General features: G+C 69.5%; 21 protein-coding genes and 3 pseudogenes. 13 read left to right on the plus strand and 11 right to left on the minus strand.

Features of this window, described 5'->3' with window-relative positions; translation table 11 throughout:
• Window positions 1-54 precede the first annotated feature (54 nt).
• The 3 genes from OG594_RS42795 to OG594_RS42805 are packed head-to-tail and all read left to right on the plus strand — an operon-like array spanning window position 55 to window position 7,567.
• Window positions 55-1,215: an AAA family ATPase gene (locus tag OG594_RS42795; RefSeq protein ID WP_266607785.1), complete on the plus strand. Its 1,161-nt coding sequence runs from the start codon at window positions 55-57 to the stop codon at window positions 1,213-1,215.
• On the plus strand, window positions 1,212-5,702 hold the full coding sequence (locus OG594_RS42800; RefSeq protein ID WP_266607786.1) for a DUF5682 family protein: 4,491 nt from the start codon (window positions 1,212-1,214) through the stop codon (window positions 5,700-5,702). The genes OG594_RS42795 and OG594_RS42800 overlap by 4 nt, the downstream gene beginning before the upstream one ends.
• Window positions 5,699-7,567: an SWIM zinc finger family protein gene (locus OG594_RS42805; protein ID WP_266607787.1), complete on the plus strand. Its 1,869-nt coding sequence runs from the start codon at window positions 5,699-5,701 to the stop codon at window positions 7,565-7,567. The genes OG594_RS42800 and OG594_RS42805 overlap by 4 nt, the downstream gene beginning before the upstream one ends.
• On the opposite strand, the gene OG594_RS42810 is transcribed toward OG594_RS42805, so the two are convergent.
• On the minus strand, window positions 7,554-8,009 hold the full coding sequence (locus OG594_RS42810) for a helix-turn-helix domain-containing protein (protein WP_266607788.1): 456 nt from the start codon (window positions 8,007-8,009) through the stop codon (window positions 7,554-7,556). The two genes, OG594_RS42805 and OG594_RS42810, sit on opposite strands and share 14 nt — an antisense overlap.
• A 114-nt stretch (window positions 8,010-8,123) precedes the next feature.
• Between OG594_RS42810 and OG594_RS42815 the strand changes: the two genes are divergently transcribed.
• On the plus strand, window positions 8,124-8,987 hold the full coding sequence (locus OG594_RS42815; RefSeq protein WP_266607789.1) for an alpha/beta fold hydrolase: 864 nt from the start codon (window positions 8,124-8,126) through the stop codon (window positions 8,985-8,987).
• Window positions 8,988-9,021: 34 nt separating this feature from the next.
• Here the strand turns inward: OG594_RS42815 and OG594_RS42820 are convergent.
• Window positions 9,022-9,321, minus strand: a pseudogene (locus OG594_RS42820) (hypothetical protein); the annotation flags it as partial.
• 133 nt (window positions 9,322-9,454) lie between these two features.
• Between OG594_RS42820 and OG594_RS42825 the strand changes: the two are divergent.
• The 4 genes and pseudogenes from OG594_RS42825 (at window position 9,455) to OG594_RS42840 (ending at window position 11,629) form a co-directional block, all read left to right on the plus strand.
• Window positions 9,455-10,012, plus strand: a complete 558-nt coding sequence (locus OG594_RS42825; RefSeq protein ID WP_266607790.1) for a hypothetical protein — start codon at window positions 9,455-9,457, stop codon at window positions 10,010-10,012.
• Between the two features lie 17 nt (window positions 10,013-10,029).
• Window positions 10,030-10,629, plus strand: a complete 600-nt coding sequence (locus OG594_RS42830; protein WP_266607791.1) for a hypothetical protein — start codon at window positions 10,030-10,032, stop codon at window positions 10,627-10,629.
• Between the two features lie 131 nt (window positions 10,630-10,760).
• A pseudogene (locus tag OG594_RS42835) lies at window positions 10,761-10,961 on the plus strand (transposase family protein); the annotation flags it as partial.
• A gap of 152 nt (window positions 10,962-11,113) precedes the next feature.
• On the plus strand, window positions 11,114-11,629 hold the full coding sequence (locus OG594_RS42840; RefSeq protein ID WP_266608863.1) for a transposase family protein: 516 nt from the start codon (window positions 11,114-11,116) through the stop codon (window positions 11,627-11,629).
• A 122-nt stretch (window positions 11,630-11,751) separates the two neighbouring features.
• Here OG594_RS42840 and OG594_RS42845 read toward each other — a convergent pair whose 3' ends face one another.
• Window positions 11,752-12,519: a transposase gene (locus OG594_RS42845; protein WP_266607792.1), complete on the minus strand. Its 768-nt coding sequence runs from the start codon at window positions 12,517-12,519 to the stop codon at window positions 11,752-11,754.
• Window positions 12,520-12,526: 7 nt separating this feature from the next.
• Window positions 12,527-13,213 carry an HAD family phosphatase gene (locus tag OG594_RS42850; protein ID WP_266607793.1) on the minus strand — a complete coding sequence of 229 codons (687 nt, stop codon included), beginning with the start codon at window positions 13,211-13,213 and terminating at the stop codon, window positions 12,527-12,529.
• A 686-nt stretch (window positions 13,214-13,899) separates the two neighbouring features.
• Between OG594_RS42850 and OG594_RS42855 the strand changes: the two genes are divergently transcribed.
• The 3 genes from OG594_RS42855 (at window position 13,900) to OG594_RS42865 (ending at window position 17,268) form a co-directional block, all read left to right on the plus strand.
• Window positions 13,900-14,808, plus strand: a complete 909-nt coding sequence (locus OG594_RS42855) for a hypothetical protein (RefSeq protein ID WP_266607794.1) — start codon at window positions 13,900-13,902, stop codon at window positions 14,806-14,808.
• A 998-nt stretch (window positions 14,809-15,806) separates the two neighbouring features.
• Window positions 15,807-16,574 carry a transposase gene (locus tag OG594_RS42860; RefSeq protein WP_266607795.1) on the plus strand — a complete coding sequence of 256 codons (768 nt, stop codon included), beginning with the start codon at window positions 15,807-15,809 and terminating at the stop codon, window positions 16,572-16,574.
• Window positions 16,575-16,728: 154 nt separating this feature from the next.
• The gene (locus tag OG594_RS42865; protein WP_266607796.1) at window positions 16,729-17,268 is read left to right on the plus strand and encodes a hypothetical protein; all 540 of its coding nucleotides are present in this window, start codon (window positions 16,729-16,731) and stop codon (window positions 17,266-17,268) included.
• 342 nt (window positions 17,269-17,610) lie between these two features.
• Here the strand turns inward: OG594_RS42865 and OG594_RS42870 are convergent, their stop codons facing one another.
• The 6 genes and pseudogenes from OG594_RS42870 to OG594_RS42895 form a co-directional block, all read right to left on the minus strand.
• On the minus strand, window positions 17,611-18,552 hold the full coding sequence (locus OG594_RS42870; protein WP_266607797.1) for a site-specific integrase: 942 nt from the start codon (window positions 18,550-18,552) through the stop codon (window positions 17,611-17,613).
• Window positions 18,488-20,047: a hypothetical protein gene (locus OG594_RS42875; RefSeq protein ID WP_266607798.1), complete on the minus strand. Its 1,560-nt coding sequence runs from the start codon at window positions 20,045-20,047 to the stop codon at window positions 18,488-18,490. The genes OG594_RS42870 and OG594_RS42875 overlap by 65 nt, the downstream gene beginning before the upstream one ends.
• Window positions 20,047-20,592: pseudogene (locus tag OG594_RS42880) on the minus strand (site-specific integrase); the annotation flags it as partial. The pseudogene OG594_RS42880 and the gene OG594_RS42875, both read right to left, overlap by 1 nt.
• A gap of 15 nt (window positions 20,593-20,607) precedes the next feature.
• Entirely contained in the window at window positions 20,608-21,339 is a 732-nt protein-coding gene (locus OG594_RS42885; RefSeq protein WP_266607799.1) for a site-specific integrase, read from the minus strand.
• A 230-nt stretch (window positions 21,340-21,569) separates the two neighbouring features.
• Entirely contained in the window at window positions 21,570-22,946 is a 1,377-nt protein-coding gene (locus OG594_RS42890; protein WP_266594891.1) for an IS1380 family transposase, read from the minus strand.
• A gap of 106 nt (window positions 22,947-23,052) precedes the next feature.
• Window positions 23,053-23,256 carry a hypothetical protein gene (locus OG594_RS42895; RefSeq protein WP_266608922.1) on the minus strand — a complete coding sequence of 68 codons (204 nt, stop codon included), beginning with the start codon at window positions 23,254-23,256 and terminating at the stop codon, window positions 23,053-23,055.
• Between the two features lie 24 nt (window positions 23,257-23,280).
• On the opposite strand from OG594_RS42895, the gene OG594_RS42900 reads away from it, so the two are divergent.
• The gene (locus OG594_RS42900) at window positions 23,281-24,009 is read left to right on the plus strand and encodes an MOSC domain-containing protein (RefSeq protein WP_266607800.1); all 729 of its coding nucleotides are present in this window, start codon (window positions 23,281-23,283) and stop codon (window positions 24,007-24,009) included.
• 249 nt (window positions 24,010-24,258) lie between these two features.
• Complete coding sequence (locus OG594_RS42905) at window positions 24,259-24,930, plus strand: hypothetical protein (protein ID WP_266607801.1); 672 nt, start codon at window positions 24,259-24,261, stop codon at window positions 24,928-24,930.
• Here the strand turns inward: OG594_RS42905 and OG594_RS42910 are convergent.
• A complete protein-coding gene (locus tag OG594_RS42910) occupies window positions 24,914-26,530 on the minus strand; it encodes a carboxylesterase/lipase family protein (RefSeq protein WP_266607802.1) in 1,617 nt (538 codons plus the stop codon). The two genes, OG594_RS42905 and OG594_RS42910, sit on opposite strands and share 17 nt — an antisense overlap.
• Between the last annotated feature and the right edge of the window lie 56 nt (window positions 26,531-26,586).

A 26,586-nucleotide genomic window follows, 5' to 3' on the forward strand; every position in this document is an offset into this window, starting at 1 on the left:
CCGCGCCCCCGCACCGATCTCCCGCCCCACCTTTCCCGTTTGCCAGAGGAACCGATGACCGTCACCGAAGAAACCGCCCCCGCCGCCCGGCAGGTGCTGCCCGCCGAGGAGCGCCACGCCGCCGAGCTCGCCTTCCTCGCGGCCCAGGACCCGGGCCCCCGCCCGCCCGGCTGGGCCCTGACCCCGCGCGCCGTCGTCACCTTCGTCTGCGGCAGCGACGGAGCCGAGCTCGCGCTGCCGGGGCGCCGCCGCGCCGGACTCCCCGCCAAGCTGGTCATCGCGCCCAAGTTCGTCGGCGAACGCGCCCTCGTGGAGCGCTGCGTCGTCACCCTGGCCGGCGAGCGCGGCCTGCTCCTCACCGGCGAGCCCGGCACCGCCAAGTCGATGCTGTCGGAGCTGCTGGCGGCCGCCGTCAGCGGCACCAGCGCCCTCACCGTGCAGGGCACGGCCGGCACCACCGAGGACGCCTTCCGCTACGGCTGGAACTACGCGCTGCTGCTGGCGCAGGGCCCCACCTCGCAGGCCCTGGTCGACTCCCCGGTGCTCTCCGCCATGCGCACCGGACGCGTCGTCCGCGTCGAGGAGATCACCCGCTGCCTGCCCGAGGTACAGGACGCGCTGGTGTCGATCCTGTCCGACCGGCGCCTCAGCGTGCCCGAACTGACCGCCACCGAGGACGCGGTGGTCTCCGCGGCCCCGGGCTTCACCGTCATCGCCACCGCCAACCTGCGCGACCGCGGCGTCTCGGAGATGTCCGCCGCCCTCAAGCGGCGCTTCAACTTCGAGACGGTCGCCCCGATCGCCGACGCGGACGCGGAGGCCACCTTGATCCGACGCCAGGCGGTGGCCGCCGTCCAGCGGGCCGGCGCGGCCTTCGGGGTCGACGACGCCGTCCTCGACGCGCTCGTCACCGTCTTCCGCGACCTGCGCTCCGGCCGCTCCGCCGAGGGCTGGGACGTGGAACGCCCCGGCACGGTCATGTCCACCGCCGAAGCCGTCCAGGTGGCGGCCTCGCTCGGGGTCGCCGCCGCGTACCTGCCGGGCGGGGACGTGTTGGACCTGCTGCCGGGGCACCTGCTGGGCGTCGTACGCAAGGACGACCCCGCCGACCACGGGCGGCTGCTGGGGTACTGGGACGGGCCGGTCCGGCGCCGCGCCGAGGACGGTTCGCCGATGTGGCGCCGCCTCTGGGACCTGCGCGGGAGCCTGCGTTGACGCACACCGACCCGCGCGCCGCGGTCGACGCCCTCGCCGCGGCCCGTGAGCCGTACCTCATCGGGGTGCGCCACCACAGCCCCGCGCTGGCCGCGGTGGTACCGGCCCTGCTGGACGCCTCGGGCGCCGACGTGGTCTGCGTCGAGCTCCCGGCGGAGTTCCAGCCCTGGCTGGAGCACCTCGCCGACCCGGAGACCGTCGCCCCGGTCGCCCTCGCGGGCACGGGGGAGGACGGCCGCCTGGCGTTCTACCCGTTCGCGGACTTCTCCCCGGAACTGGCCGCGATCCGCTGGGCCCGCGCGGCCGGCGCGGCCGTCATCTGCTGCGACCTCCCCCTGTCGGACCGCGGCTGGACCAAGCCGCCCGCGGCCCCGACCCCGGACTCCGCCGTGGCCACGGCCGCTGGCCCCGCCCCGGCCGGTGCGCCGGCCCAGGATCCTGCCGCAGCTTCGGACCGGACCTCGGCCCTGACCGGGGCGCCGGACCGGACCCCGGACTCCGTCGTGGCCACGGCCGCTGGCCCCGCCCCGGCCGGTGCGCCGGCCCAGGATCCTGCCGCAGCTTCGGACCGGACCTCGGCCCTGACCGGGGCGCCGGACCGGACCCCGGACTCCGTCGTGGCCACGGCCGCTGGCCAGCACGCGACTTCGGGCGAGGGCTACGGGCAGGCTGGGGGCCGGGCACTGGACTCGGGTTCGGGACCGGCTCCCGGTCCGTACTCGGCCCCGGCCACCGGCACGGACTCGGTCTCGGACCCCGGTTCGTCCCCGGCCACGGACGCAGTCTCGACCGGGGCCACCGACCCGGCCCGGTACCGGGACGGGCTCTCGGACCAGGGATCCGAGCAGGGCGCGGGCCAGGTCTCGGCCACGGCCCCGGTCCGGGGCGCGGCCCCTGCCGGTGGTTCCTTCGCTGACGCTCTGACAGCTGCCGGTACGGGGCGCGACGGTGACGACCTGTGGGACCGCGCCGTCGAGGTCCTCGCCCCCGGTTGCACTCCGGAGGCCGTACGCCGTGCGGCGCTCGGCGTCGGCTGGGCGCTGCGGGCGGACACGAGCGCCGTACCGGCGACCGACCTGGCCCGCGAGGCGCACATGCGGAGCGTGATCGCGGGCGCCGTCGCCGCGGGCCACCGCGTGGCGGCGGTGATCGGGGCGTTCCACGCCCCGGTCCTCCCGAGCACGGCCGAACACGGCTCCGGCTCGGGTTCCGCCCCAGCTGACGGCTCCGATGCCGGTTCCGGCGACCTCGGCTGCGGTTCCGGTCACGCTCCCGCCATGGACTCCGGCCCCAGGCCTGGCTCCGCCCACGGCCCGGGCGACGGCCAGGTTTCTGACCTCGCCTCCGGCCACGCGTCCGGCTCTGGCACTGGCTCCGCTACCGGCGCGGGCAGGGGCACTGGCTCCGCTTCCGTCACGGGCGCGGGCCCGGGCGGCGATGTCGGTTCCGGCAGCGGTGAGGGCCAGGTTTCTGACGTCGGCTCTGGCCACGCGTCCGGCTCCGGGCCTGGCACCGGCTCCGGCTCCGGCACCGGAACGGGCGGCGATGCCGGTTCGGGATTCGGTCACGGGTCCGGTGCTCATGCAGGTTCCGCCCACCGGGCCGACGCGGTTACGGGCCTCGGGCCGGACCCGGTCGTCCCCGGCCCCCGGCACGGCAGAACCGCCGCTTCCGGGACGCCGGCCGCGGGCGCGGCCCCGGCCGTCACCTCCTTCGTGCCGTACTCCTTCGACCTGCTCGACTCCCGTTCCGGTTACCCCGCGGGGATTCGGGACCCCCGCTGGCAGCAGGCCGTACTCGAAGCCGCCGGTGACCCCGAACGGGTCCGCGAGGCCGCCTCCGTCGCCGTCACCGGGCTCTGCCGGGAGCTGCGTCGGGCCGGCCACACCGCGGGCACCGGCGAGGCCGCCGAGACCCTGCGGCTCGCCTGCGACCTCGCCGCCCTGCGCGCGCTGCCCGCGCCCGGCCGCGGCGAGCTCCTCGAAGCCGTCACGACCGTCCTCGGCCAGGGCGAACCGCTCGGCCGCGGCCGGGCGCTGGCCCGCGCCCTGGAGGCCGTGCTCGTCGGCACCGCCCGCGGCCGGATCACCCCGCACGCCCCCCGCTCCGGCCTCGGCCCCTCCGTCGAGTCCGAACTCGCCGCGTTGCGGCTGCCGTCCCCCGAGGACCCCGCGCCCCGCGAGATCCGCCTCGACCCGCTCCGCTCCGCCCTCGACGGTCGCCGCGAGGTCCTGCTGCAACGGCTCCTCGTGTGCGGCGCCTCCTACGGGGAGCCCCTCACCGTCGCCGCCACCGGCGACGGCACCGCCCTCGGCACCAAGTGGCGGCTGTCCTGGACGCCTTCCGTACCGGCCCGGCTGGACCTCGCCGGAGTACGCGGAGTCACCGCCGCCCAGGCGGCCGCCGGCACGCTGCGGGACACCGCCCGCCGCGCCGCCGCCGACGGCGGGCCGACCCCGGCGCAGATCCTCGCCGGTCTGGCCGCCGCCGCGCGGTGCGATCTGCCCGAGCTGGTCGACGTACGCCTCCACGAGGCGGCCACCGTCCTGCCGCAGACCGCCACCCTGCCCGAACTCCTCGACGCCCTCGACCTCCTGGAGGCCCTCCACCGCGGCCACCTGCCCGGCACCTCCGCCGCGGCCCGCACCTGCGCCGCGGACCTCGCCGGGGACCTCCTCGAAGCGGCCGTGCGCTGCCTGCCCGGCCTCGCCGGGAGCGAGGACCCCGCCGACGCGGCCGCCCTCGTGGCCCTCGCCGACCGGGCCGCCGCCCACCACCTGGGCCTGCGCACGGACGACGCCCTCGCCGACCTGGCCGCCACCGCGGCGCCGATGATGCAGGGTGCGGCCCTGGCCGTACGGGTCCTGCTCGACCTCGACCCGGCCGCCGAGCTCGGCGGCCGCGCCGCCGGATGGATCGACGGCGCGGGCACCGCCGACAGCCGGCGCGCCCTGACCCGGCGGCTCGGCGGACTCCTCACCGCCGCCGGGCCCCTGCTGCAGTCCTCCCCGGCCGCCCTCACCCCGCTCCTCGACCGCGTCGAGCACCTCGCCGACCAGGACTTCCTCGATCGGCTCCCGGCACTGCGCGGCGGTTTCGACGCCCTGTCGCCCGCCGCCCGGGACCGGCTGCTCGACACCGTCACCGAGCGCCTCGGCGACCGGATCGACCTCGCGCTCGACGCGTCACCCGCCCTCCTCGCCCTTTGGGCCGCGGCGGACGCGGCCGGACTCGCCGCCCTCAAGGCCCTCCCGCTGCCCGGAACGGACACGCCGACACCGACGCCGACGTCGACGCCGGCCGCCGAGGCGCCGGAAGCCCCGTGCGCTCCGTGCGCTCCGGCCCCCCGGGCCGGCGGCCCGCGGCTCGCCCCCGCCGACCGCTGGCGGCTGCTGCTCGGCCGCGAGCGGGACCGGCTCCCGGCGGGCGCCCGCCGCTACGCCCATGCGCTGGACGAGCTGTACGGAGCGGGGCGCGGCGAAGGCGCTTCCGACCTCGACCTCGGCCAGGGGCGCGGCCAGGGCGGCGGCCAGGAGGCCTCCTTCCCCACCGCCCGGGAGTGGTCGCAGGAGCTGGAGGCGCTGTTCGGTGCCGACGTACGGGAGGAGGTGTTGGCGGGAGCGGCCGAAGCGGGCCGCACCGACGTCCTCACCCAGCTCGATCCGGCGGCCGTACGGCCCTCGGTGGAGCTGCTGAGTTCCGTACTGTCCCTCGCCGGCGGGCTGCCGGAGGCCCAACTCGCCCGACTGCGCCCCCTGGTCAGGAGGCTCGTCGACGAACTCGCCAAGGAGCTCGCCACCCGGCTGCGTCCGGCCCTCTCGGGCCTGGCCACCCCGCGCCCCACCCGGCGGCCGGGCGGCAAGCTCGACCTGGCCCGCACCCTGCGCGCCAACCTCGCGCACACCCGGCGCCGGGCCGACGGCAGCGTGGTCGTCGTCCCGGAGCGGCCCGTCTTCAGCACCCGGGTCAGCCGCGAGGCCGACTGGCGGCTGATCCTGGTCGTCGACGTCTCCGGGTCGATGGAGGCCTCCGTCATCTGGTCGGCGCTGACCGCGGCCGTGCTGGGCGGCGTACCGACCCTGTCCACCCACTTCCTCGCCTTCTCCACGCAGGTCGTGGACCTCACCGACCGGGTGGAGGACCCGCTCTCCCTGCTGCTGGAGGTCCGCGTCGGCGGCGGCACGCACATCGCCGCCGGTCTCGCGCACGCCCGCTCCCTGATCACCGTCCCGAGCCGCACCCTCGTCGTCGTGGTCAGCGACTTCGAGGAGGGCGCGCCGATCGGCGGGCTCCTCGGCGAGGTCCGCGCGCTGGCCGCCTCGGGCGCCCACCTGCTGGGCTGCGCCGCGCTCGACGACGAGGGGACGCCCCGGTACTCGGTCCCGGTCGCGCGGCAACTCGTGGCGGCCGGGATGCCCGTGGCCGCCCTCAGTCCCCTCGCCCTCGCCCGCTGGGTGGGCGACCGCCTCCGTGGAGAGTCCCGTTGAGCACCGAACTGCCGCCCGTCGCCCCCGAGGTGCTCGCCGAAGCCGTCGAGAACCTCACGCCCCGCCTGCGCAAGAAGCTGGACGCCGCCACCGAGGGCTGCGCGGCGAGCGCCGTCCTCGCGGCCGACGGCACCGTAACCCTCCGTTTCGGCGAGGACGCCCTCGTCACCCTGAGCCCAGGCCCGGTGGGCACGATCACCACGGCGGACCAGGCCACGTGCAGCTGCCTGTTGGCACCCCGCTGCCTGCACCGGGCCGCCGCCCTGGGCGCGGCCCCGCTCGCGGACACCCCGCCGGAGCCGGTCGCGACGGCCGAGCCCGCCGGGGCCGTCGAGCCCGCCGCGCCCGCCGGGGCCGCGGAACCCGTCGCGTCCGTCGCGTCCCTCGAGCCCATGGGGACCGCCGAGCCCGCTCCGGTCCTCACGCCGGCCCAACTGCGTGCCGCCGGCGCCCTCTGGCACGTGGCTGCCGAAGCCCTCGCCGCCGGGGTCACCGCCGGGGGAGCGGTGGTCCAGGCCGAGCTGCTGCGCGCCGCCCACACCGCCCGCCTCGCCGGGCTGCCACGTGCCGAGGCGGCCGCCCTGAGGGTCGTGCGCGGCCTGCGCGCCGCCCGCGAACGCCGGGCCGGCCAGCGGCTCGGCGACCTCACCGGGGCCTTCCGCGAGCTCCTCCACACCGCCGGGATGCTGGCCTCCGGCTCGGCCGACCCCGCGCTGACCGGCACCACCCGCCGAGCCTACGCGCCCGGCGGCAGTCTCCAGGTGCACGGCCTGTGCCGGGAACCCGTGCTCTCCGCCACCGGCTACGGCGGAGTGGTCACCCACCTGCTGTCCCCGGACGGCACCCCCTACTCGGTCTCCGACGTCCGACCCGGCGGCCTGGCCCGCGCCCGCGGCGCCGGCTCGGCCTCGGTGGCGCTCGGCGGCGCCACCCTCGACCATGCCGGCCTCGCCCGCGGTGGCCTGCGCATCGTCGGCGCGACCGTCTCCGCGGAAGGCCGGCTCGGCGCCGGACGCGGGGTCAGGGCGACCCCGCTGCCGGGGACCGCCTGGACCGAAGGGCCCGCCGCGCCGCTCTTCGCCCGGCCGGCCGCCGAGGCCGTCGCCGAGCTGCTCGCCGCCCCGGACGCGGCCGAGTCCGCGCTGCTCGGCTGCGACGTCACCGTCGTCGGCGCGGCCGGCGAACACCTCCTCGTGCGCGAGACGCGCCCGGACGCGCCCCTGCTGCGGCTGCTGCCCGCGCATCCGCACCCGGAGCTCGCGCACACGGAGAACCTGCGTCGCATCGCCTCGTACCCCGGGCTGGTGCTGCGCGTCCTGGGCCGCCCCGACCTGGACCGCACCGCCACGTTGCGCCCCCTGGCGGTGGGCCCGGTGCCGGGCGCGGAGCACACGCTGCGGCTGCCCGAGGAATGGCTGGGCCGGGCCGACCTCGGCTACGACCGCCTCCAGGGCGCGCACTTCCCGCAGGGGGACGCCGCCCCCGTACCGCTCCCGGCAGCCGAGGGCCCGGACCCGCTGGCCGACTCCCCGCTGTGGCGGGTGCGCCGCCTGCTGGAGACCGGGGTCGCCGGTGGCCGCCGCGCCGTCGCCGAGGCGGCCCGCGGCACGGAGTCCCTGGCCGCCGCCTCGTACGGCCCGCTGCGCCGGGCCGGGCTCACCGGGGCGGCGGACCTGGCCGCCGCGCTGGCCGCCGAGGCCGACCGCCGTCCCCGCAACGCCTTCGGCCGGCTGGCCGACCCCTCGCCCGACGGCTACGCCTGGGCCTGGCTGGCCGCGGCCACCCACCTGGCGGCGGCGGAACGCTGCTTGATCGCCGCGTCCTGGGCGGCGACGCCGAACGCCGCCCCGGTCAGCGGGCGCTGACGGCCGGGGTCAGCTTGCGGGCCAGGAGGTCCAGGGCCGCCGTGACCTCGCGGACGGTGTCCGGGTCCGGGGCGCTCCCGTCGGGACCGGTCAGCGCCGCGGCAAGGGCGTCGTCGATGGTGGTGGCCCGGACCTCGGCGACCCGGGCGGAGGGTTCGGCGGCGGGCCGGATGAGCCGGCGGCGCCGGTCGGCCGGGTCGGGCTCCGTGTCGACCGAGCCCGCCCGCTCCAACCGGGCGACGGCCGTGGAGACCTGACTCTGTGGCAGGCCCGTCCGCGCGGCGATCTCGCCGACCGTGGTCCCGGGGTGGGAGACGACGTCGCCGAGGACGACGACCACCGAGCGGACCGATCCCGGCGGTCCCGCCTCGGGCTGGGGCATCGCCTGTTCGCCGATCTTCATGAGGGTGCGCCCCAGGAGGAACGCTTCGACTCCGTTCATGAGCAGCAGGGTACATCTAAATAGATACATCCATCTTGATGCATCTATTTAGATGGATTACTGTCGTGTCGTCAGCCGGAAGGACCGATGACACCTCAGCAAGGGGGACTCGCCATGCCCACGACCGCCACCGCCGCCACCACCGCTGTCACCCGCACCCTCGCCGTCCCGGGCGCCACCCTCCACTTCCGGGTGGAGGGGAGCGGCCCCGTCCTCCTCCTCTCCCAGAGCGGCGAGGGCGACGCGGACCGCACGGTCGACCTCGTCCCGCACCTGGCCGACAGCTTCACGGTCGTCACGTACGACCGCCGCGGCCTGTCGCGCAGCACCCTCCACGACCCCGCCGGGCCCGTCACCATGGCCGAACACGCCGACGACGTCGCCCGGCTGCTCGCCGAGGTCACCGACGGGCCGGCGCTGATGGCCGGGTTCAGCATGGGCGCCGCGATCGGCCTCCAGGCCGTGGTCCGCCACCCGGGCCTGCTGGGCACCCTGATCGCACACGAGCCCGTGATGCCGAACCTGCTGGCCGGGGCGGACCGCGCGGAGCACATCGCCGAACTGACGGCCATCCAGGACGTCTACGCGGCCGGGGGCCTGCCGGCGGCGTTCCCGGCGATCGCCCGCCACCTGGGCATCGACCCCGCGCACGACGAGACCGAGGGCGGCCTCATCCCCCAGCCGCTGACCCCGCGCCGACGGGCCAACTTCGGCTTCTTCATCGGAACGGAGTTCACGGCCGTCACCACGGACGCCCTGGACCCGGCGGAGCCGGTACGGGCCGCGGCGCGTGCCGGTACGAGGATCGTCGCGGCGACGGGACGGACGACCCGGCGGACGGTCCACACCTACCGCTGCGCGCTGGCGCTGGCGGCGCGGCTGGGCGTGGAACCGGTCGAGTTCCCCGGCGGTCACAACGGGAACACCGCGTTCCCCCGGGCGACGGCGCAGACGCTGAAGACGCTCCTCGGCCAGTGATCTCCTCCAGGGCCTGCGCGGTGCCGGTCGGCGGCTACTCCGAGCGCAACCAGGCCCGCAACACGCCGAGGTCGGCCTCCGTCAGCCCCCGCCCCGGATCGACCCGGTGCAGGAGCGCCCGGCCCGGGTGCCGGTCGGCCATCCAGGCCCGGTCGGCGCCGGTGATCTCGTCGTCGACCCAGATGAAGGGCCGCCCGGCGGCGTGGTCGAGGAGCGCGGGGGCCTTCCAGTGGATCCCGCCCCGCCCGTCCTCCTCGGACGGCTCCGGCCAGACCACCATGGGCAGCTCCGGCAAGCCGAGCCGGGGCGCGACGCACTCGTTGGCCTCCGTCATCCTTCTCCGAACTAACCGGCTTGAGCCATCTTCGGAGCCGCACCTCGGCCGCAACGCGCCGGGATGCGTCGGCCTCCATCGGCCCATAACGTGGGCATAGGGTCACTGATGTCAGTTGGTCGGAGGTGACCAGGTGTCGATCGCAGACCGTCGAGAACTCGCCATTCGCGTGCAGCGCCTCCGTGGACTCATGTACGACATCGTCAAAGAGCAGGGCCCGCTCGTCCCTGAACCGCTCCGAGAAGGCTTTCAGACCGCGCTGATGCAGCTTGACGAGCGCGGCGCCTACAGCGAAGTGACCAACGCCCTACGCCTTAACGAGGGTGGCGAACGTGTTCAGCAGCTAGAGGCTGGCCTGAATCGTGTGGGGCTGCTCGGGCAGAGCCTCCAGCTGAAGCTCAGGGTCGTCGACTGGGCCGCCGCTCACGCCTATGGAGCCTGGGAACTTGCTCGTGAAGCTGGTCCGCCGACGGGGCCCGATCTGGATGACGATCCGACCTTCAACGCTACAAATCCGCCCGACGATCCAGATCCACAACGCCGCGCCCTCTGGCGGCGAGCTCGCAAACAGCTGGCCAAGCTACTCAAGACCATCGACGACTTCTTCGAGAGTCTGATCAGCGCGATCCCCACTGTTGGAGAGGCCATCCTCGAGATCAAGAAGGCCCTGGAAGCAGTCCTAGACCGGTAGAGACCGGGGAGGGCAAATTGCCAGACGACTCGACGGACGACGCGGGTAACCCACTGGCCTCGCTCTCTGTCCGCCTCACGACTGAAGTGCGGCGCTTCTTCGCCTCGCCCGCACGACGAGATGCGACGGCACTAGTCATCGGTTTGGTCTCGGGAGGCGTGGGAGTCATCGTTGGCGCCGCAGACCTCCCTCTTTGGGTGATGGTCGTCCTCAGCATGCTGGTGGCGGCGCTCTTCCTCGTCATCGAGAGGGCGGCGACTGCCGACACCCCCGACAAACGGGTGCGGTGGCTGTGGGCAGCCCTGGGCGTGGCTCTCGTACTGCCGACCGGAACATGGGCCTATCACGGCCTCTTTGACTCCGACCACCGCTCGACCTTTCCGTTCTACCTGGAGGGCGATCAGATCCCCACCCTTCCGTCAGCTGGGAAGCCTGGCGGGCCGCCACAGACCGGTGGGCAGTTCCTGCCCACCGGCCAGAGCTACGACTTTGAGTGCAACGCAAGGGACGATGAGGGTCAACTCTGGCTCAAGACCGCCGCTGGCAACTACTGGTACGAAGCCAGTCTTTTCACTCCCGTAGGCGACTTCACCACGGCCGACATGCCCACTTGCTAGTGCCCTAACGAGCTCGTGCATGGTTGGCGGTGCGACGCTGGATCGTGATCGCTGATCATGTTCGTGTGGTGGGGAACGGGACTCGTGCAGCGATCATCAGCGATCAGAGGATCACAGGGCTCTCGGCCAACGTGATCGCCGAACTCATCGCCGAGGTAGGTCCGTTATGGCATGAACGACACCAGGCGAGACTGGAGTCCAGGCCGCGGAAGCGGGCCATCGGCGCCGGCGCAAAGCACCGGCTGGCGTTCATCGACCGGCTCCTGGCCACGCTCATCCACCTCCGCCACGGTGCCACTCACGACGTGCTGGCCTGCTGGTTCGACGTCGACCGCTCCACGATCACCCGCGCCATCGGCGAGGTGCGGCCGCTGCTCGCAACCCGCGGCTGCACTATCGCGGCAGGCATCCGGCTCCGCACCCTCGCCGAGGTCTCGACCACCTCGGCGCCAGCGGACAGACCGGGATCATCGACGGCACCGAAATCCGGGTCCGCAGGCCCGCCGTCGGCCGCAAGGACCGGGACAAGTTCACCTCCGGCAAGAACAAGCAGAACGCCGTCAAGACCATGGTCCTCACCGACGCCACCGGCAGACTCCTGTTCTGCAGTCCAGCCCAGCCGGCAAGCTGCGCCGACATTACCCACGCCCGACAGTTAGGCGTGGTCAAGCACCTGACCGACGGACCCTTCGTGGAGATCCTTGCCGACGCCGGCTACCAGGGCCTGGGCGCCCAGACCGGCGGCCGCATCGTGACGCCACCACACCGCAAGTTCAAGAAGAACCCGCCGGACTGGTACGAAGAGATCTACGAACGCCAGCGCAAGGCGCACTCCTCCCGCCGTATCCGCGTCGAGCACGGCATCGCACACCTCAAGAACTGGCGAGCCCTCGCACGGCACCTGGGCCGCCGCGAGCACATGAGCGACACGATCCAAGCCATCGCCGGACTGCTCTCACACCAGCAGACCGCCACCCGCGGGGCCCGTCAGCCACAGTGACCACCGAGCCGACCTGCACCTTTCGACGTCTCATCGCCAACCATGCACGAGCTCGTAAGGCTTGTCCCGCAAAAGATCTTCGAGTCGAGCTGGACGGGTCGGCCGGTGTGGAACCCGTTCGTTTATCCGGCGAGGTTGAGGTTGTGCAGGCGGGCGATGCCGAGCATGGCGTGGTGGACGCCGTCGCCCTTGAGACGGCAGTCACGGAGGATCTTCCAGGTCTTCATTCGGGCGAAAGTGTGCTCGACGCGGGCGCGGACCTGCTTGTGCGAGCGGTTGTGCTCCTGCTTCCAGTCGGGGAGTTCCTCGCCCTTGCGGCGGCGGTGGGGCATGACGAGCCCGGTGCCCGGATAGCCGCCATCGGCGATTGTCATAGTCTTCCCGACAGCGGCTTTGGCGCCGGATTGCTCCCACGCCCTGCAGTCGTTGCGGTTGCCCGGTAGAGGCCGGCCGACCACGACGACCCGGCGGGTATCGGCGTCGATGACCACCTGGTGGTTGGTGGAGTACCTGTAGTTCTTGGACTGCTCGGCGATCGTGTGGTCGCGGGTGGGTACCAGGGTGCCGTCCACGATGAGCACGGCGTCTCTCGCGAAGCGGCGCCGAGGCTGAAGCGCCAGGAGCGGACCGAGGTGGTCGATGATGCGGTCGGCAGCGGACTTGGAGATGCCGAACAGTGGGGCGAGCTGGCGCATCGTCAAGTTTGTGCGCCAGTACGCCGTGACCAGCAGTGTCCTGTCTGCCAGCGGCAGGCTCCACAGCCTGCCCCGGCGGGTGGCGTCGGCCCCCTCGCGACGCAGCGCCGTCACCAGTTTCATGAACTGGCGCGGGCTCAGCCCGGAGAACGGGACTATCCAAGACGGCTCTGACGCCGTGATCACACCAGCCACGTCAAGATCATTTCACCGCGGCTGAGCCCTCCAGCCCGTGAGGGCGGGGTCCGGACGCGAAGCCAAGGACGTCGCGGACCGCTTCGCGCAGGCTGCCGAAGTGACGATGCACGCCGTCCACCGCCGCAGGGGCGTTGACACCCCACACCGTCATCCCGGCACGGAGCCCGGACTCCACCCCGGAAGGGGCGTCTTCGATGACCAGACAGTCCTCCGGTTTGGCACCAAGTCGCGCGGCTGCCTGCAGATACGGCACCGGCGACGGCTTGCCTTCTGCCACGGCGGCCGCATCCACGAGGACCTCCGGGACTGGCAAGCCCGTCCGTGCGAAGCGTCCCCGCACCCGGTGCTCATAGTTCGAAGTCACCAGTGCCCAGGACCCGGGCTGCAGAGCACTCAGCAGCTCCGAGGCTCCGCCGAAGGCGGCATAAGCGCCGGAGCGGACGTCCTCGTCCTCCAGCTCGTGCAGTGCGGCAAGGCACTCCCCGGGGTCCTGGTCCGGAGCAACCTGCGCAAAGGTCTCCATCGGCCTCGTCCGCAGTGCCACCCGGTAGACCTCATCGGGGTCCAGTCCGTATCGCTCTGCCCACGTTCGCCAAACAAGGCGCTGATTGTCCACCGCGTCGATCAACGTGCCATCGACATCAAACAGGACATACCTCATCACACCAGACTGGCCGGGTTCACTGATCACGCTTCGATCACGCCATCAGGCCCTGAGCAGGCAGTTTGCGGGACAAGTCTTAGCTGATTCTTCTCTCACCCCTGTCACGTTACCTTCCGCCCGCCTCGACCAGTCAACACGCTAACCTGCGCGTCCCCCGCAAAGGTCCGTCCGACCACCCGTTCTCCCTGCTCGTGGCCCAGATGCGAATGGCCGCTAGCTGGGTGACCCTGATAGAGAGGTCCTGCCCCGTACATCACGGGGAGACCCACGGTGATCCAGGTGCTGCATGCTCAAGGCCTCCGCAGCGATTACGCCCAGACGGCAACGTCCATCTTCACTGGCGCATCACACTAAGAGCTGTCCCGTAATCCCCGGTGGATTGGCGGCGTCAGATGCCGTGCATCGGAACACGGAGGGGCGTCCTCGTGCCGGGCGTATCAGGGCATTCCGACAATTCGGCAAGGCGCCGTAACTGTCGCCGTGCACCCGCCGCGGATTACGGGACAGGTAGAAGCAAGCACTGGCCCCGACGTTCTTCGATCTCGGACTCGCCCCGCTGGGAACAGCAATACGGTGCCCTGAATCCAAGGTGCACGACCTTCGTCGCCAGCGAGAACCGGAAGCAATTTAGCACCGGCGTCCGCCGCGCAGACAGAGGGCGGGCTCAGTTAGCGTGGGCTGGCTCTAAGCCCGCACCTCGAAGGAGGGTTCAAATGGTAGTAGGTCAGATGCGTTTCGGCACATCTCAGAATGCCGGCGAACACGAGACATCCCTCGAAAATGACAGGCTCGGTAAGACACTGGTCATCGTAAATCGTCGAAATCAGGCGCTCCCACCAAACGGTCATCCGATGGGGGTAGGTGCTTGCGGAATCGGGCAGCTTGGTTGTTGGGGGGTCAGCCACACCTACGGTGTCCAAGGTTTGACCCTGCGTGACGGCGCAGTGCCCACGGGTGTGGTCGGCTACGGACAAGCTGTGAACAACTCGGGCGTAATGGGTCAAGCGGACAGAGGGGCGATAGCCTATGGAATCTGGGGTCGAAGCGTCGAAGGCTATGCGGGATATTTCTCCGGCAAGGTCCATGTGGAAGGCGCGTTGACGAAGGGTTCTGGGGGATTCAAGATCGATCACCCGCTCGATCCGGAGAATAAGTACCTAGTCCACTCGTTCGTCGAATCACCCGACATGCTCAATGTCTACTCCGGAAACGTCGAAACAGACGACAATGGCGACGCGGTAGTGCCGCTCCCCAGCTACTTCGACGCACTCAATCAGGATTTCGCCTATCAGCTGACGTGCATCGGGCAGTTCGCGCAGGCGATTGTTGCCGAGGAAGTCGATAAAAACCAATTCTCGATCAGGACCGACGCGCCCAATGTCAAGGTGTCATGGCAAGTCACAGGGGTGCGCAAGGACCCCTACGCTGCCCAAAACCGAATCATCCCGGAGGAAGACAAGCCTGAGGAGGAAAGGGGGCTGTACTTGTACCCCGAAAGCTACCACCAACCACGCAGCCGTCACATCAACTCCGAGCGCGAACTCGCCCAGGAGGCAAACCAGGCACAGTTGACGGTCCAGGCGGCGGAGCTCCTCGACCGATATGGCACGGAAAAGATTTAGGAGAGTGAAGTGTCAACAGGCGTAGGACATCGATGGAAAGACGTATTTCAAGCGGGAGGAACAACAGTAACCTGGGCGTTCCGGGACGCCGAACGCGAGCATCATTGGGAGTTCTCTTTCCGCCCATTCCAGGCAAATGAAAACGGTGTAGAGATTCTCAGGCGTGTTACGACCTCCGACAATAATCTAGCCCATACAGATCTTCTAACGGTGCGCGTGTCATCAGGGAACATCTATCGAGCTAGCGTAATTTGGGTGAGTGGAGCATGAGAATCACAGCACTTTCCAACGCTGACGGAACAATCTTGGCTGCCGTAGTGAGGACGGACCCAGAACACGACCCCGTTCCCGTAGCATCCGAAGGCGCCACGGTTGGCACATACGATGTCCCCCAGACTGCGCTCGAATCTCGCTTGGACGAGATTTGCACAGCGTTCCGAGTGGATGTGAACTCGCAGCGCCTCGTCGAAGCCGATTAGCACTACTTTTGCCTGAACCTGGTCACGATCCCGCGCAGCCCAGCCCACCGTGCAGCACATGGGCCTAAGCCCATCACCCCCCGTCGACTTCTGATCCCCGAGCCTGCACCTGCTCAGGATGCGCAGTGCGGCTCTCGAGATGGAATGAAAAGCGATGGTCCTCGTGGAACTCCTAGGAGGCCCTAATGCCGTGGGTCGGGCATTCATCGCATCATGACTGGAAACCCGCAAGGCGTACTGCTCTTGTGGTTCGTGCAATAAGAGCGTCTATCCCGAGGAAGTCGGATCCGCGTTCCACAAGCACTTGCAGAAGGTGGGGGCCATCTATCGGCACGAAGAAGGCGGACTGCAGGACATCTCTTTCGGCGGGAGTACGTCGTGGTGCAGTTGTTGGATGGGAGCATGACGCGGTGCGCTCACACAGAACGGATCTTGCTCGGCAGAGTTCGTGGCAGAAGCCGCCCAAGCGCGGCTAAGGGCTGTCCCGTAACTGCTGGTCACGGGTGAGATGATCTTGGTGTGGCTGGTGTGATCACTGCGTCGGAGCCGTCCTGGATAGCCCCGTTCACCGGGCTGAGCCCGCGCTGTTTCGGGAAGCTGGTGACCGTGCTGCGGCGCGAGGGTGCGGACGCGGTCCGCAAGGGCCGACCGTGGAGCCTTCCGCTGGAGGACCGGGCACTGCTGGTGGCGGCGTACTGGCGCACGAACTTGACGATCCGCCAGCTCGCTCCACTCTTCGGGGTCTCAAAGTCGGCGGCCGACCGCATCATCGACCACCTCGGGCCGATGCTCGCCCTGCAGCCCCGCAAGCGGTTCGCCAAGGACACCGTGCTGATCGTGGACGGCACTCTCGTGCCCACCCGAGACCACGCCGTGGCAGAGCAGTCCAAGAACTACCGCTACTCCACGAACCATCAGATCGTCATCGACGCCTACACCCGCCTGGTCGTCGCAGTCGGCCGGCCGCTTGCCGGAAACCGCAACGACTGCAAGGCATGGGAGGAATCCGGAGCGAAAGCCGCCGTCGGCAGAACACTTACGATCGCCGATGGCGGCTACCCCGGAACCGGACTCGTCATGCCGCACCGCCGCCGCAAAGGCGAAGACCTGCCCGACTGGAAGCAGGCGCACAACAAGTCCCACAAGCAGGTCCGAGCCCGTGTCTGGCACACCTTCGCCCGCATGAAGACCTGGAAGATCCTCCGCGACTGCCGCCTCAAAGGCGACGGGGTCCACCACGCCATGCTCGGCATCGCCCGGATGCTCAACCTCGCCATCGCCGGATAGGCGAGCGGATCGCACCGCGACCGACCCTGCCCAGGGCGACTCAAAGATCATTTACGGGACACCCCTTAGCCCTCGACATCGATCGCGACAGGATAGGGCAGCTACCCTTGGCGCCGAGGAGCGGAACCGACAAATCCGATTCATAATAGGGGATATGACGAACGTTCCAGATTTCACAAATACCTTCGGTGGAGTACCACCTCACCCTTCCTACATGCAGTTCGTTGAGGGGGTACACGCTCACGTGGATGGTTCGGACGACCCCCAACGTTGGAGATGGCAGCCATTCAATGCAAAGTGGTGGAGATTCCAGGCAGATGACTGGACCCTGGATGCAATCTCGGCGGATACTTCCAATTCGCATATAGAGTATGTACTTCGAGAATTTCCGCCAGGCGGAAAGAACGGGTATAACACGTGGTCGCCCAACCTCTTCTTTCCTAGCCTCTTTGAGGCTGTCACCAAGGTGTATCTGCAGATCAAAGACCGATACCCCTATGCCATATGGAACGGAAATACGGGCGAGTGGAGAGATCCAAAAAGACGCAAACTTGACGACAGTGGCACTGGGGCAACGCTGCCGCAGGGCGTGAAAGACCGAATCGCCAGAGTTTATGAGGCCGAACGCCTGGGCTACATCACGCGCGACGAGGCCGCCAAAATAATTGCCGATATTATCGCCGAGGTCACTTGACTGTTTCCCTAACACGGGGGCGGGGGAATCCGCACCAAAGTGTGCGCCGGAGATCACGCCTGCAGGTGATCCGAAGGAGCGGCCTGTGCTGGCCTGGTTCGCCGTCCGCCCGCCGCCGCTCGGGACTGCGCTCGTCAGGGTCCCTTCACTTCGCCGGCACTCGGCCGATCTCTATGACTCTCTTGACCCCCTCAAACTGCACTATGACGAGCTCAACTTGCTTCATGTTGCCCGCCCTTGCGTAGTCTCCGCGCTCTCCATGTGGATGCCCGCCCATCACGGTAGTGACCTGTGCGCCTCGTCGGCATGCGTGTTTCAGGGGCGCGCGCAGGTCTCGGTCATCTATCCGACGTCTTGGTCAGCGATCTGACTGAAGGTGGGCATGCCGAGGCTCACTGTGCCCCCCAGACGTCTCGCCTCAGCATCGAGCTGGGCGAGCTTTCCCTCGGCGCCGGCAAGGCTTACGTGAAGTCCGTCGATCTCGCCGAGCCATCCTTCTCGTTCAGCCTCCGCAATGCGGGCGATCAGGTTGTCGCGAATATCGACGAGACGGGGTCGCTGTGCTGGGTCCGGCTGGAGCATTGAACAGCGGACGCAGGCGTGCTCGTGGATGCAGGAAGTGCCGAATGCCCGACCGCACGTTCCGATGGACAACTTACGCTTTTCGAAGTGCCCAAGGAACTGATCCCACTCTTCTGGAGTTGGGGTCCTGTATTCTTCACTGGGTCGCAAGGCGCGACGGCGGGCAATGAAGGCACGATGCGCCTCGATCGCTTCGGCCGGGTAAATGGCTTTGTAACCCATTGTCGTGTTGATGTTCTTATGGCCGCAGATCACCTGGGCAATGTGCGGTGGCAGACCGTTCATCACCGCCTCCGTGACGAACATTCTCCGGAAATCATGCGGCCGGTACTTGATCGGCTCTCCGGTTACATCAACGATTCCAGCGCGTCCTAGCGCGGAATCTAGCATGTTGTTGATGGTCTGGCGGGTAAGAGGCCTATTTTCGCCGCCAAACTTCCTTTGCAGCAACAGGGGCATAGGAGAGTTCCAAACCCTCTCCAGGTGGTCGTAGCACGGGATGATCGGAACTGCCCCTGCTGGCCCGCGGACTCGACTGACCACTGTGCTGAGTACGTCGGCAAGTTCTGGCGTCACGAGCAGCACGCGCTCTTCATCGGTCTTCGACGGGGCGATCTGTAGCAGTGGAACCAGTTCGTCAGTCGTTGGTAGTCGGTACTGGGTGATGCTGTGGTGGCTGAGTTCCAGCAGCTCCTCGCTCAACCACGGCCCATGTCCAAAACGCACAATGCTCTTCGTGGGTTAGGTTACGCCGGCACCCTGTCTTCAATTCGAGGACGCGAGTGTCAATGCGGTTTCCAGGAGGAACAAGGAACTCATCTCCGTCGAACCAAAATGTGCCGCCAGGAGGCGTTCGCTGCGCTGCCACAAGAAGCCTCTCTGCCGACTTGCGATGCTCAGCCACGCCGCTCACCAGAGTGGGGAGAGCAGGCAATCGTTCTCGGGTGCGTTGGTGCAATCTCGCTTTGCGGTGCGAAGCTTCCTTCCGCAGGTTAACTTCGGAGTCGCTAATGGGGCATGGTGAGGCCCATGGGCCCCACCGCGCTGGATCGTGTGCAGCCCACTGGGAAATATCGAGATAGAACGCTCTCACCAGGAGCATCTCATGCCGTGCACCCATCCGAGGGCTGATGACTTCGACTGAGCTTCCGTCTGACTTTCGTACGCGGCTGATTTTGGTCTGGATCCGCTCCTTCCAAGCCGCCGCGACGTCGGCGTCGAACCGCAGGGAATTAATGCCCGGCTTGATCTCTTCTACCTCTCGCCAAAAATTTTGGGCGAGCGTCCGGGAGAGCTTCTCCAGGGTGCTGTAGTCAATTCCGGGTTGCCGCTCCTTCAAGTAGTCAACGATGAGGTCGCGAACCGGCTTATTGTCCAGGGGGAACCGGTCGACGAGCTGTTCCGGGGTGAGTTGGCCGGACTGGAGTCGAATGCCCCTTAGGCTCGTCGGGGCATCCGGTGGGAAGCACCCGAGGGCATGTAGCCACGAGTAGAGAAGAGAGTTTCCCGTATACCGCCAGGAAGGCGACTTCCCAGGAATATCCAGCAACTCAAGGCAGTCTCCCACGGTGATGTCCGTGACGCCGCCGCCTTTGAGGGCCATCATCGCCGCGATCTTCCGCTGAGCCCAGCGCGCCGTTCGCTGTTCCCACTCATCATCCAGCTGTGACACCTTGCGGAGATCTTCGAAGCCAAGAGGGTCGCGCGTCTTGAAGATCATTTCGCGTAGATTCGATCCACGCGACAGCAGCCAGCCGGGATTCACGCGGATGACGTCAGCGCAGGCAAGCACCAAGACGCCGGTCCCGAGATTGTCGCGCTTGAATCTCTTCCTGCGCTGTAGGAACCAGTCGGAAATTGCCCGTGGCAGTTCGGCGTGAGGTATTTCTTCGGCTCTTGAGTTTTGCCAGCGTACCTGCCAACTCTCACCCGGAAATGACTCCAGCCACATCAGGATCGCCCGAACTGCACCCAGGCGGGACTGGTGGCTGCCACTCGTTCCGTAGCTGAAGGGCGGTGCGGAAAGCAGGTCCAACACCTGAGTGCGAGACAGCGCCGAGGTGTGCCATTCGTTCGGAACAGGCCGTGCAGGGAACTTCTTGCGAAGGATGTCCAGGGCTACGCCGGACATTTTCACGGCTCGATTAACAGTGGCCGCAGTGCTGGCGGCAGCGGATGAACTGATCTTGGTTTCCATCAGGCCCGTCCGAAGAGGACGTCGAGCGAGACCGGGTTATAGCCTGGACCCGGTGGAGGGGGCGGTGCCGGCGCAGTGAGCTTGCGTGCCTGGCGGACGTGATGGGCAATGACGTTCTCAATTACCTCGTCGCAGTTGGGTGACAGGTAGATCTGAGTGGTTGTCAGCTTCGCGTGGCCGAGCACCCACTGAACATCGGTGAGTGAGATCGCAGGGTCCTGAGCCATGCGGTATGCCGCGGTGTGCCGTAGGTCGTGCAGTGTCCAGTTCGCGCCAACGAGTTCGTTGGCCCGATTGAACATGGCTCGGGCCGCGGCATAGTTGAGTGGGCGCCAGGGCCTCCTCAGGGTCCACCAGAGGTGGTCTCTTCTCCCGCGCGGCACCCCTGCCCTCCATGATTCCTCTTGATATAGGCGCAGCCACACGAAAGCGTCAGCAGAAGCGGGGAGTTGTTGATATTCGTGGCTCCCCTTACGAATCACCCCGATGATCTGCTGTCCAGGGTCGGCGTCGCGCTGTAGTGAGGTCAGCAGCTCTTCTGAGCGAGCGCCCGTGGAGACCTAGAAGGCGAGGAGTGCACGGTCGCGGTTCGACTTCAGCCCAGCGAAGATCTCATTGAACTTGTCATCAGGGATCCGGCGCGGCAACTTCTTCGGAACCTTCGGACGATAACGACCCTGCCGTTCATTGCGCTGTTCTTGTATCGGGTTCTGGTGGGCGTGAGCGCGACCCGACTTCCTCGATCGATGTAGCGGGAACGGGTTGATGATCGGCCCGCTCCCGCTCTCGAGGTGAAAGTCGTAGAAGATCCGGACAACTGTTTCACAATGAGCCCGGGTCGCCGCCGCGTACTTGCGTCCCGGACTCGTTTTCCCCGTAACAGGGTTAGGGCTTCCGGGCTCCGCGCGGCCTGATCGCGGCGCTGGCAATGGAACGCCGCCCGCATCCGAGTCGCCCTTACGCCGCCAGTGCGCACGGGCCGGCTTGTCCGCAGTTTGCAGCCAGCGAGCGAAATCTCTGGCGTCCGTCCTGGCTGCTCGGTCCCAGGGGATATCAACGGCCCACAAGAACCGGAACCATCTCAAAAGATCATTCCCGTACGAGCGGATAGTCGTCGCTGGAGAACTGGCACCCTGGAGATCACGAAAGTAGGCCGCGACTGCTTCCACGACCTGCCCCCTGGGATCGACCAACTGGTACGGCTCCCAAGGATCGTCAGTCTCCTGCAGATGTCCTTGCTGAGGGATCACCAGGGCGGCCAGGTCCCGGGATGTCGTGCGTGGCTCGGTCATGGACGGACTAACTGTGGCTTATGCCAAAAGGTCACTGACCTGCATAGATACCGAAGTTGGTTCAGTTAGCCTCGATCTTTCGTGACGGTCCGTCGGCTTCTTCGGCGGGCCGTTTCGGTTGTTCGGGTCGGTGGCGGGCACGCTGATGGCCCGGCTGTCGCGTCGGGTGGGCGCCGGATTCCACGGCTCCGGTCGGGGTGATGCTGCTCGCAGGGACGGGAACGTGCTGGTCAGTCGGGGTTTGGGAGAGCTTCGAGCCGCGCCAGCGCGTCGGTGATCACGTCGGTCCAGGGCCAGTGGCGTGCGAACCTCAGGTGCCGGCGGCGGGCGGTCGTGACGATCTGGGCGGCGGCGGAGAGAAGGCGGAACCGGAGACGGCGGGGCTCCCACCTGCGGATTTCGCCGGTCAGAGCGAGCATCGGCATCCAGGCCAGCAGGTCCAGGGCGAGCTGGACGATCTCCAGCCAGATCTGGTTCTGTGCGGTGTCGTGCAGGGGCAGGTTGCGCAGGCCGGTGGCCCGCGCGGCCCGAATGCGGTCCTCGGCTCGCGCTCGCTGGCGGTGCCGCAGCTCCAGTGCCGCGATCGGCATGTCGGTGGTGTTGGTGGCGAAGCAGGTCAGCCGCAGTCCGTCAGCGTCGGTGATGCGCAACTGGGCGCCGGGATGGGGCCGTTCCTTGCGGACGATCAGCCGCATTCCCTTCGGCCAGCCCTTGAGGCAGTCGCCGGTGATCTCGGCGACCCAGGCCCCGTCCCGGATCTCGCCGCCGGGCTCGATCGCTGCCGTCCAGGCCGGGGCGGGGACCTTGAGTACGGCCTGGTGGATCTGTTCGGTGAGGGTCATGCCGACCGAGTACGACAGCCACCGTCCGCGCTGGGCGAGCCAGGCGACGAACTCGTGGGTGCCGCCGCCGGAGTCGGTACGGATCAGCGTCCGGCGTCCGCGCCGGTACTTCTTCGGCAGTTGCGCCAAGGCGAGCCCAGCCGTGGTGATGTGGTCGGCGGCGGTGTTACTGCCTGCGTTGCCCGGTCTGAGCAGGCTGGCGACCGGCTCACCGCTCCCGCCGCTTCCGTGATCGACGAAGCCCATCAGGGGGTGGTGTCCGAAGGTCTTCTTCCAGGTCGCGGTGGCGTCCTGCTTCTCGGAGTGGGCCAGCACGAGCACCCCGTCCAGGTCCACGATCACCTGCCCCGCGGCATCCGGCGCCGCAGCGCCGGCCAGCTTCCAGACGCGCTCACGCGCTTCGGCCCGAGCGGCCCTTATAGCGGACAGGGCCTTCGGCCCGGCTGCGGCGAGGGCGTCGACGAGCCGGGAGACCGTCGGGTCGGAGGCCACCGGCCCGAACACGCCGGGCTCGGCCCGCAGCGTCCCGACATCCGCGAGGCAGTCCCCGCCCAGCGCGACCGCGAGGGCCACGTCCAGCAGGATCTTGCCCGGATCGTGCACCGCCCGCGGCCGTCGCCACGGCGCGAGCGCCGCCGATATCGCCTGGTCCAGCCCGGCCTTGCGGACCGTCTCGACCAGCAGCACGGCCCCGGCCTGTGACACCACCCCACGGCCACCGCCCTCGATGCGGACGCGTGGGTAGGACCCGATACGCTTCTTCACCTGGGAAGTGCCTCCGGCGGTGGCAGGAACAAGGACCTCGACAATCCTCATTCTTGCTGGTCAGAGGCACTTCTCGCTTACCTGACCACCCGTCGGACAGCCCGCTTCATGAAAGCGCGAGGTTAACGGTACAGGTCGTGGCCCACACCAGCTCGCAGGGCAGCGCCGTCAGCCGGGGCCCGAGCGTCGCATCGATCCGGGCGAGCAGGGGATTGGCGTCGTCGCCGGGCGGGTACGGGCCGGCGCCGAAGGGGATCAGGGGGCCGTCGACATCGAGGTAGAGCAGGGGGAGGGGCGTGGAACCGGCCATACGGCCACCGTAGTCCTCCCGGGCATGGGAAACGATCTTGATGTAGCGGGCGTGATCGAGCGGCTGTGGCGGTACCCGATCAAGTCGACCGGCGGCGAACGGCTGGACAGCGTGGACGTCGACGAGCGGGGCCTGGTGGGCGACCGGCTGTACGCCGTGCGCGACGCGGAGGGCAAGTTCGGCTCGGGCAAGAACACCCGGCGCTTCCGGCGGATGGACGGCCTGCTCCACCTGCGCTCCCGCTACCCGCGCAGCACCCCGGAGCCGGGTCCGCCGGAACTGCTCGACCCGCACGGGAACGTGGTGGCCGACCCCGCGGCGTACCTGCGTACCCACGTCGGCCGTGACGATGTGGAGCTCGCCCGCGAGGGGGAGGTCTCGCACTTCGACCAACTGCCGCTCAGCGTCCTGACGACGGCCACCCTCGACTGGATCCGCCGCGAGGTGCCGGGCGTACCGGTGGACGAGCGCCGGTTCCGCCCGAACGTCCTCGTGCGTACCCCGCCCGGCACCCCACCCTTCGTCGAGGACGAGTGGATCGGGCGCGAGGCCGTCGTGGGGGAGGCCCTCCGCATCGAGTTCCTGCGCTCCAGCGAGCGGTGCGTGATGACGAACCAGGCCCAGCAGGACCTGCCGCACTCGCCGCTGGTCCTGAAGGCGATCGCCAGGGCGCACGGCAACCGGCTCGATGCGCTCGCGAGGATCGTCACGCCGGGAACGGCCCGGGTCGGGGACCGCGTCGTGCTCGGCTGAGGGCGCCGGATCGTGCCCTCCGCGCTGCGTACCTCAGCGGCGTCGACGCGGTTCCGGTGCACATGCGCGTGCGCATGAGCCCTCCCTGGGGGTGCAGCGAGGCGGACGGCGTCAGGAGCGGACCCAGCCGGCCCGTGGACCCTTCTCCCGTCCCAGACCCAGGGGGCGAGCCCATGTGAGGCGGATCGCGACCACGAGGTGGAACCCCGGCCGCCGCGATCGCCTCTTGCTGACAAAGGGGGGATGGACATGACCAAGACAGCGGAGTCCGTGACCGGACGGCTGGTGGTGGCGGGGCTCCTGTGCGCCGCCCTGGCGGCCTGCGGGACCACACGGCCGGGACAGGCCGCGCCGCCCGCGGGCGTATCCGTGCTCGCTCAGGCGGAGTGCGATCTCGACGTGCCCACGGATCAGGAGACGGGTAGCTACGCGGGTCCGCCTACGGACCAGGAGACGGGTGCCTACGCCGGCCCGCCCACCGATCAGGAGACGGGTAGCTACGCGGGTCCGCCTACGGACCAGGAGACGGGTGCCTACGCCGGCCCGCCCACCGATCAGGAGACGGGCGCCTACGTGGGCCCGCCGACCGATGGTCAGGTGGCCAACGGCGGTGGCCCCTGCGGCCCGGCGGACTGGTTCGACATGACCCGCGACTTCACCGCCCACTACGTGAAGCACAAGGCCGACGACGGCTACGACGATCCCGAGGTGATCAAGGAGGTCCGCGTCCGCAAGGTGCGCACGGTCGGCCAGGCGACGATCACCTTCACCACCGAGGAAGTGGGCAAGAGCCGGGGCGATGCCGCACGCGAGATCGCCAAGCTGTTCGCCGCCTGGCGGCACGAGGTCTACGGGGACTCGGGCACGGTGACGCTCCAGACCGCGACGGGTGGGCAGCTGAGCATCACCGAGCCCTGGTGACCCCGGGCCACCGCGCGTCCCAGAGCGCGCAGTGGTGCTCCGCCCGCGCGTCCACCGTACGGATCCCGCCCGCCCCCGGCGCCAACGACAGCGCCGAGGCCGAAGTCCGGTCGCTCGGCCATCGCGGCGCTCCCGGCGCCGCCGGAACGCCCGTGCGGGCGAAGGCGGTCCAGTAGTCGGTCATCCGGTCGGCGAGCTGCCGCTGCGGTCCGGTCAGCGGCGCGATCGTGAACAGGTAGGGCAGTTCGAAGCCGTGGGACGCGCCGTACGGCAGGTCCGGTGGCTGCGGCAGGCCCGTGAAGTCGGGCGCGCCCCGGTCGCTGAACCGGTACGCGTACACCGGCACGTGCCGGCCCAGCGCCGCGCCGTCCCGCAGCGTCGGGCAGACGAACGACGCGTCGGTCAGTACGGTGGCCCACGCCACCGCCGGGGTCGCGAAGGCGGACACCGGATAGTCGGCCTCCACCGCGCGGGCGGTCGGCCCGTCGAAGGACAGCTCCAGCCGGGCCCGGTAGGCGACCTCGTCGGGGATCGGATGCGCCGCCAGGGTCTGCGCGAGGAAGAGGCGCATCTCGTCCTGCGTGGTGCCCTGGACGACCGGCACCCGGTGGAACCGGCCGGCCTCCAGCGCCCGCCGGGGCTCCAGCGGCAGCGCGTCGCCGCCGTAGGAGACCAGCGAGAAGCGCTGCATCAGTTCGGCGGTCGCCAGGGTGTCGGTGCCCAGCCCGCGCAGACAGTCCAGCACCCCGCCGGGCCGGTCGCAGCCGAGCCGGGCCGCCACCAGGGCGCCGTCCGCAACCGTGCGCCGCTCCGGCACGAAGGGCTCGTACGTGCCGAGGCCGGGCAGCAGGGACCGCGGCGGTGCCGTGGTCGAGCACGATCCGCTCTGCACGATCGCCCGGTGGAACAGGCCCGCAGAGGCGGGGGAAGTGAGGTGCGCGCAGACGCTGAGGGCCCCCGCCGATTCGCCGAAGACGGTGACGTCGCCCGGGTCCGCGCCGAAGCGGGCCGCGTTCGCCCGCACCCAGCGCAGCGCCGCCCGCTGGTCCGCGAGGGCGAAACCGGGCGCCCCGCCGAGCTCCGGATGGCCGAACAGCCCGAAGACGCCCAGCCGGTAGTTCACGGTCACGACCACGACGCCGCCCCGGGTGGCCAGCCGGTCGGGCCGGTACGCGTCGCCCGAGCCGCTGAAGAAGCCGCCGCCGTGGAACCACACCATGACCGGCCGCCCCCGGCCCCCGGCGGCGGCCCCGCCCGCCGGAGCGGTGACGCCCAGGTACAGGCAGTCCTCCGAGCCGGTCGGCCCGCCCGGCCCGATCGCGGGCAGCTGCACACAGCGCGGACCGGGCGCCCCGGCATCGCGTACGCCCTCCCAACGCGGCGCCGGCTCCGGCAGCCGCCAGCGCAGCCGACCGGTCGGGGCGGCGGCGAAGGGGATCCCCTCGAAGGTGTCGTACGCGCCGTGCCCCCGGCCCCGCACCGGGCCCCGGTCGGTTTCCACGACGGGCCCCTCCGGACCGGGCGCCACGCCCAACAGCGTCAGCAACACGACGGGCAGCAGCAGGGCCCACCGGAGGCGGAACCGGTAGAAGTCGGACACGGCCGACGCCCTTTCCCTTCGGGGCCCGAGTGGAGACCCCCGGTTGCCCGCCCCGA

The sequence above is a fragment of the Streptomyces sp. NBC_01214 genome (assembly GCF_026340975.1).
Classification (GTDB): Bacteria; Actinomycetota; Actinomycetes; order Streptomycetales; family Streptomycetaceae; genus Streptomyces.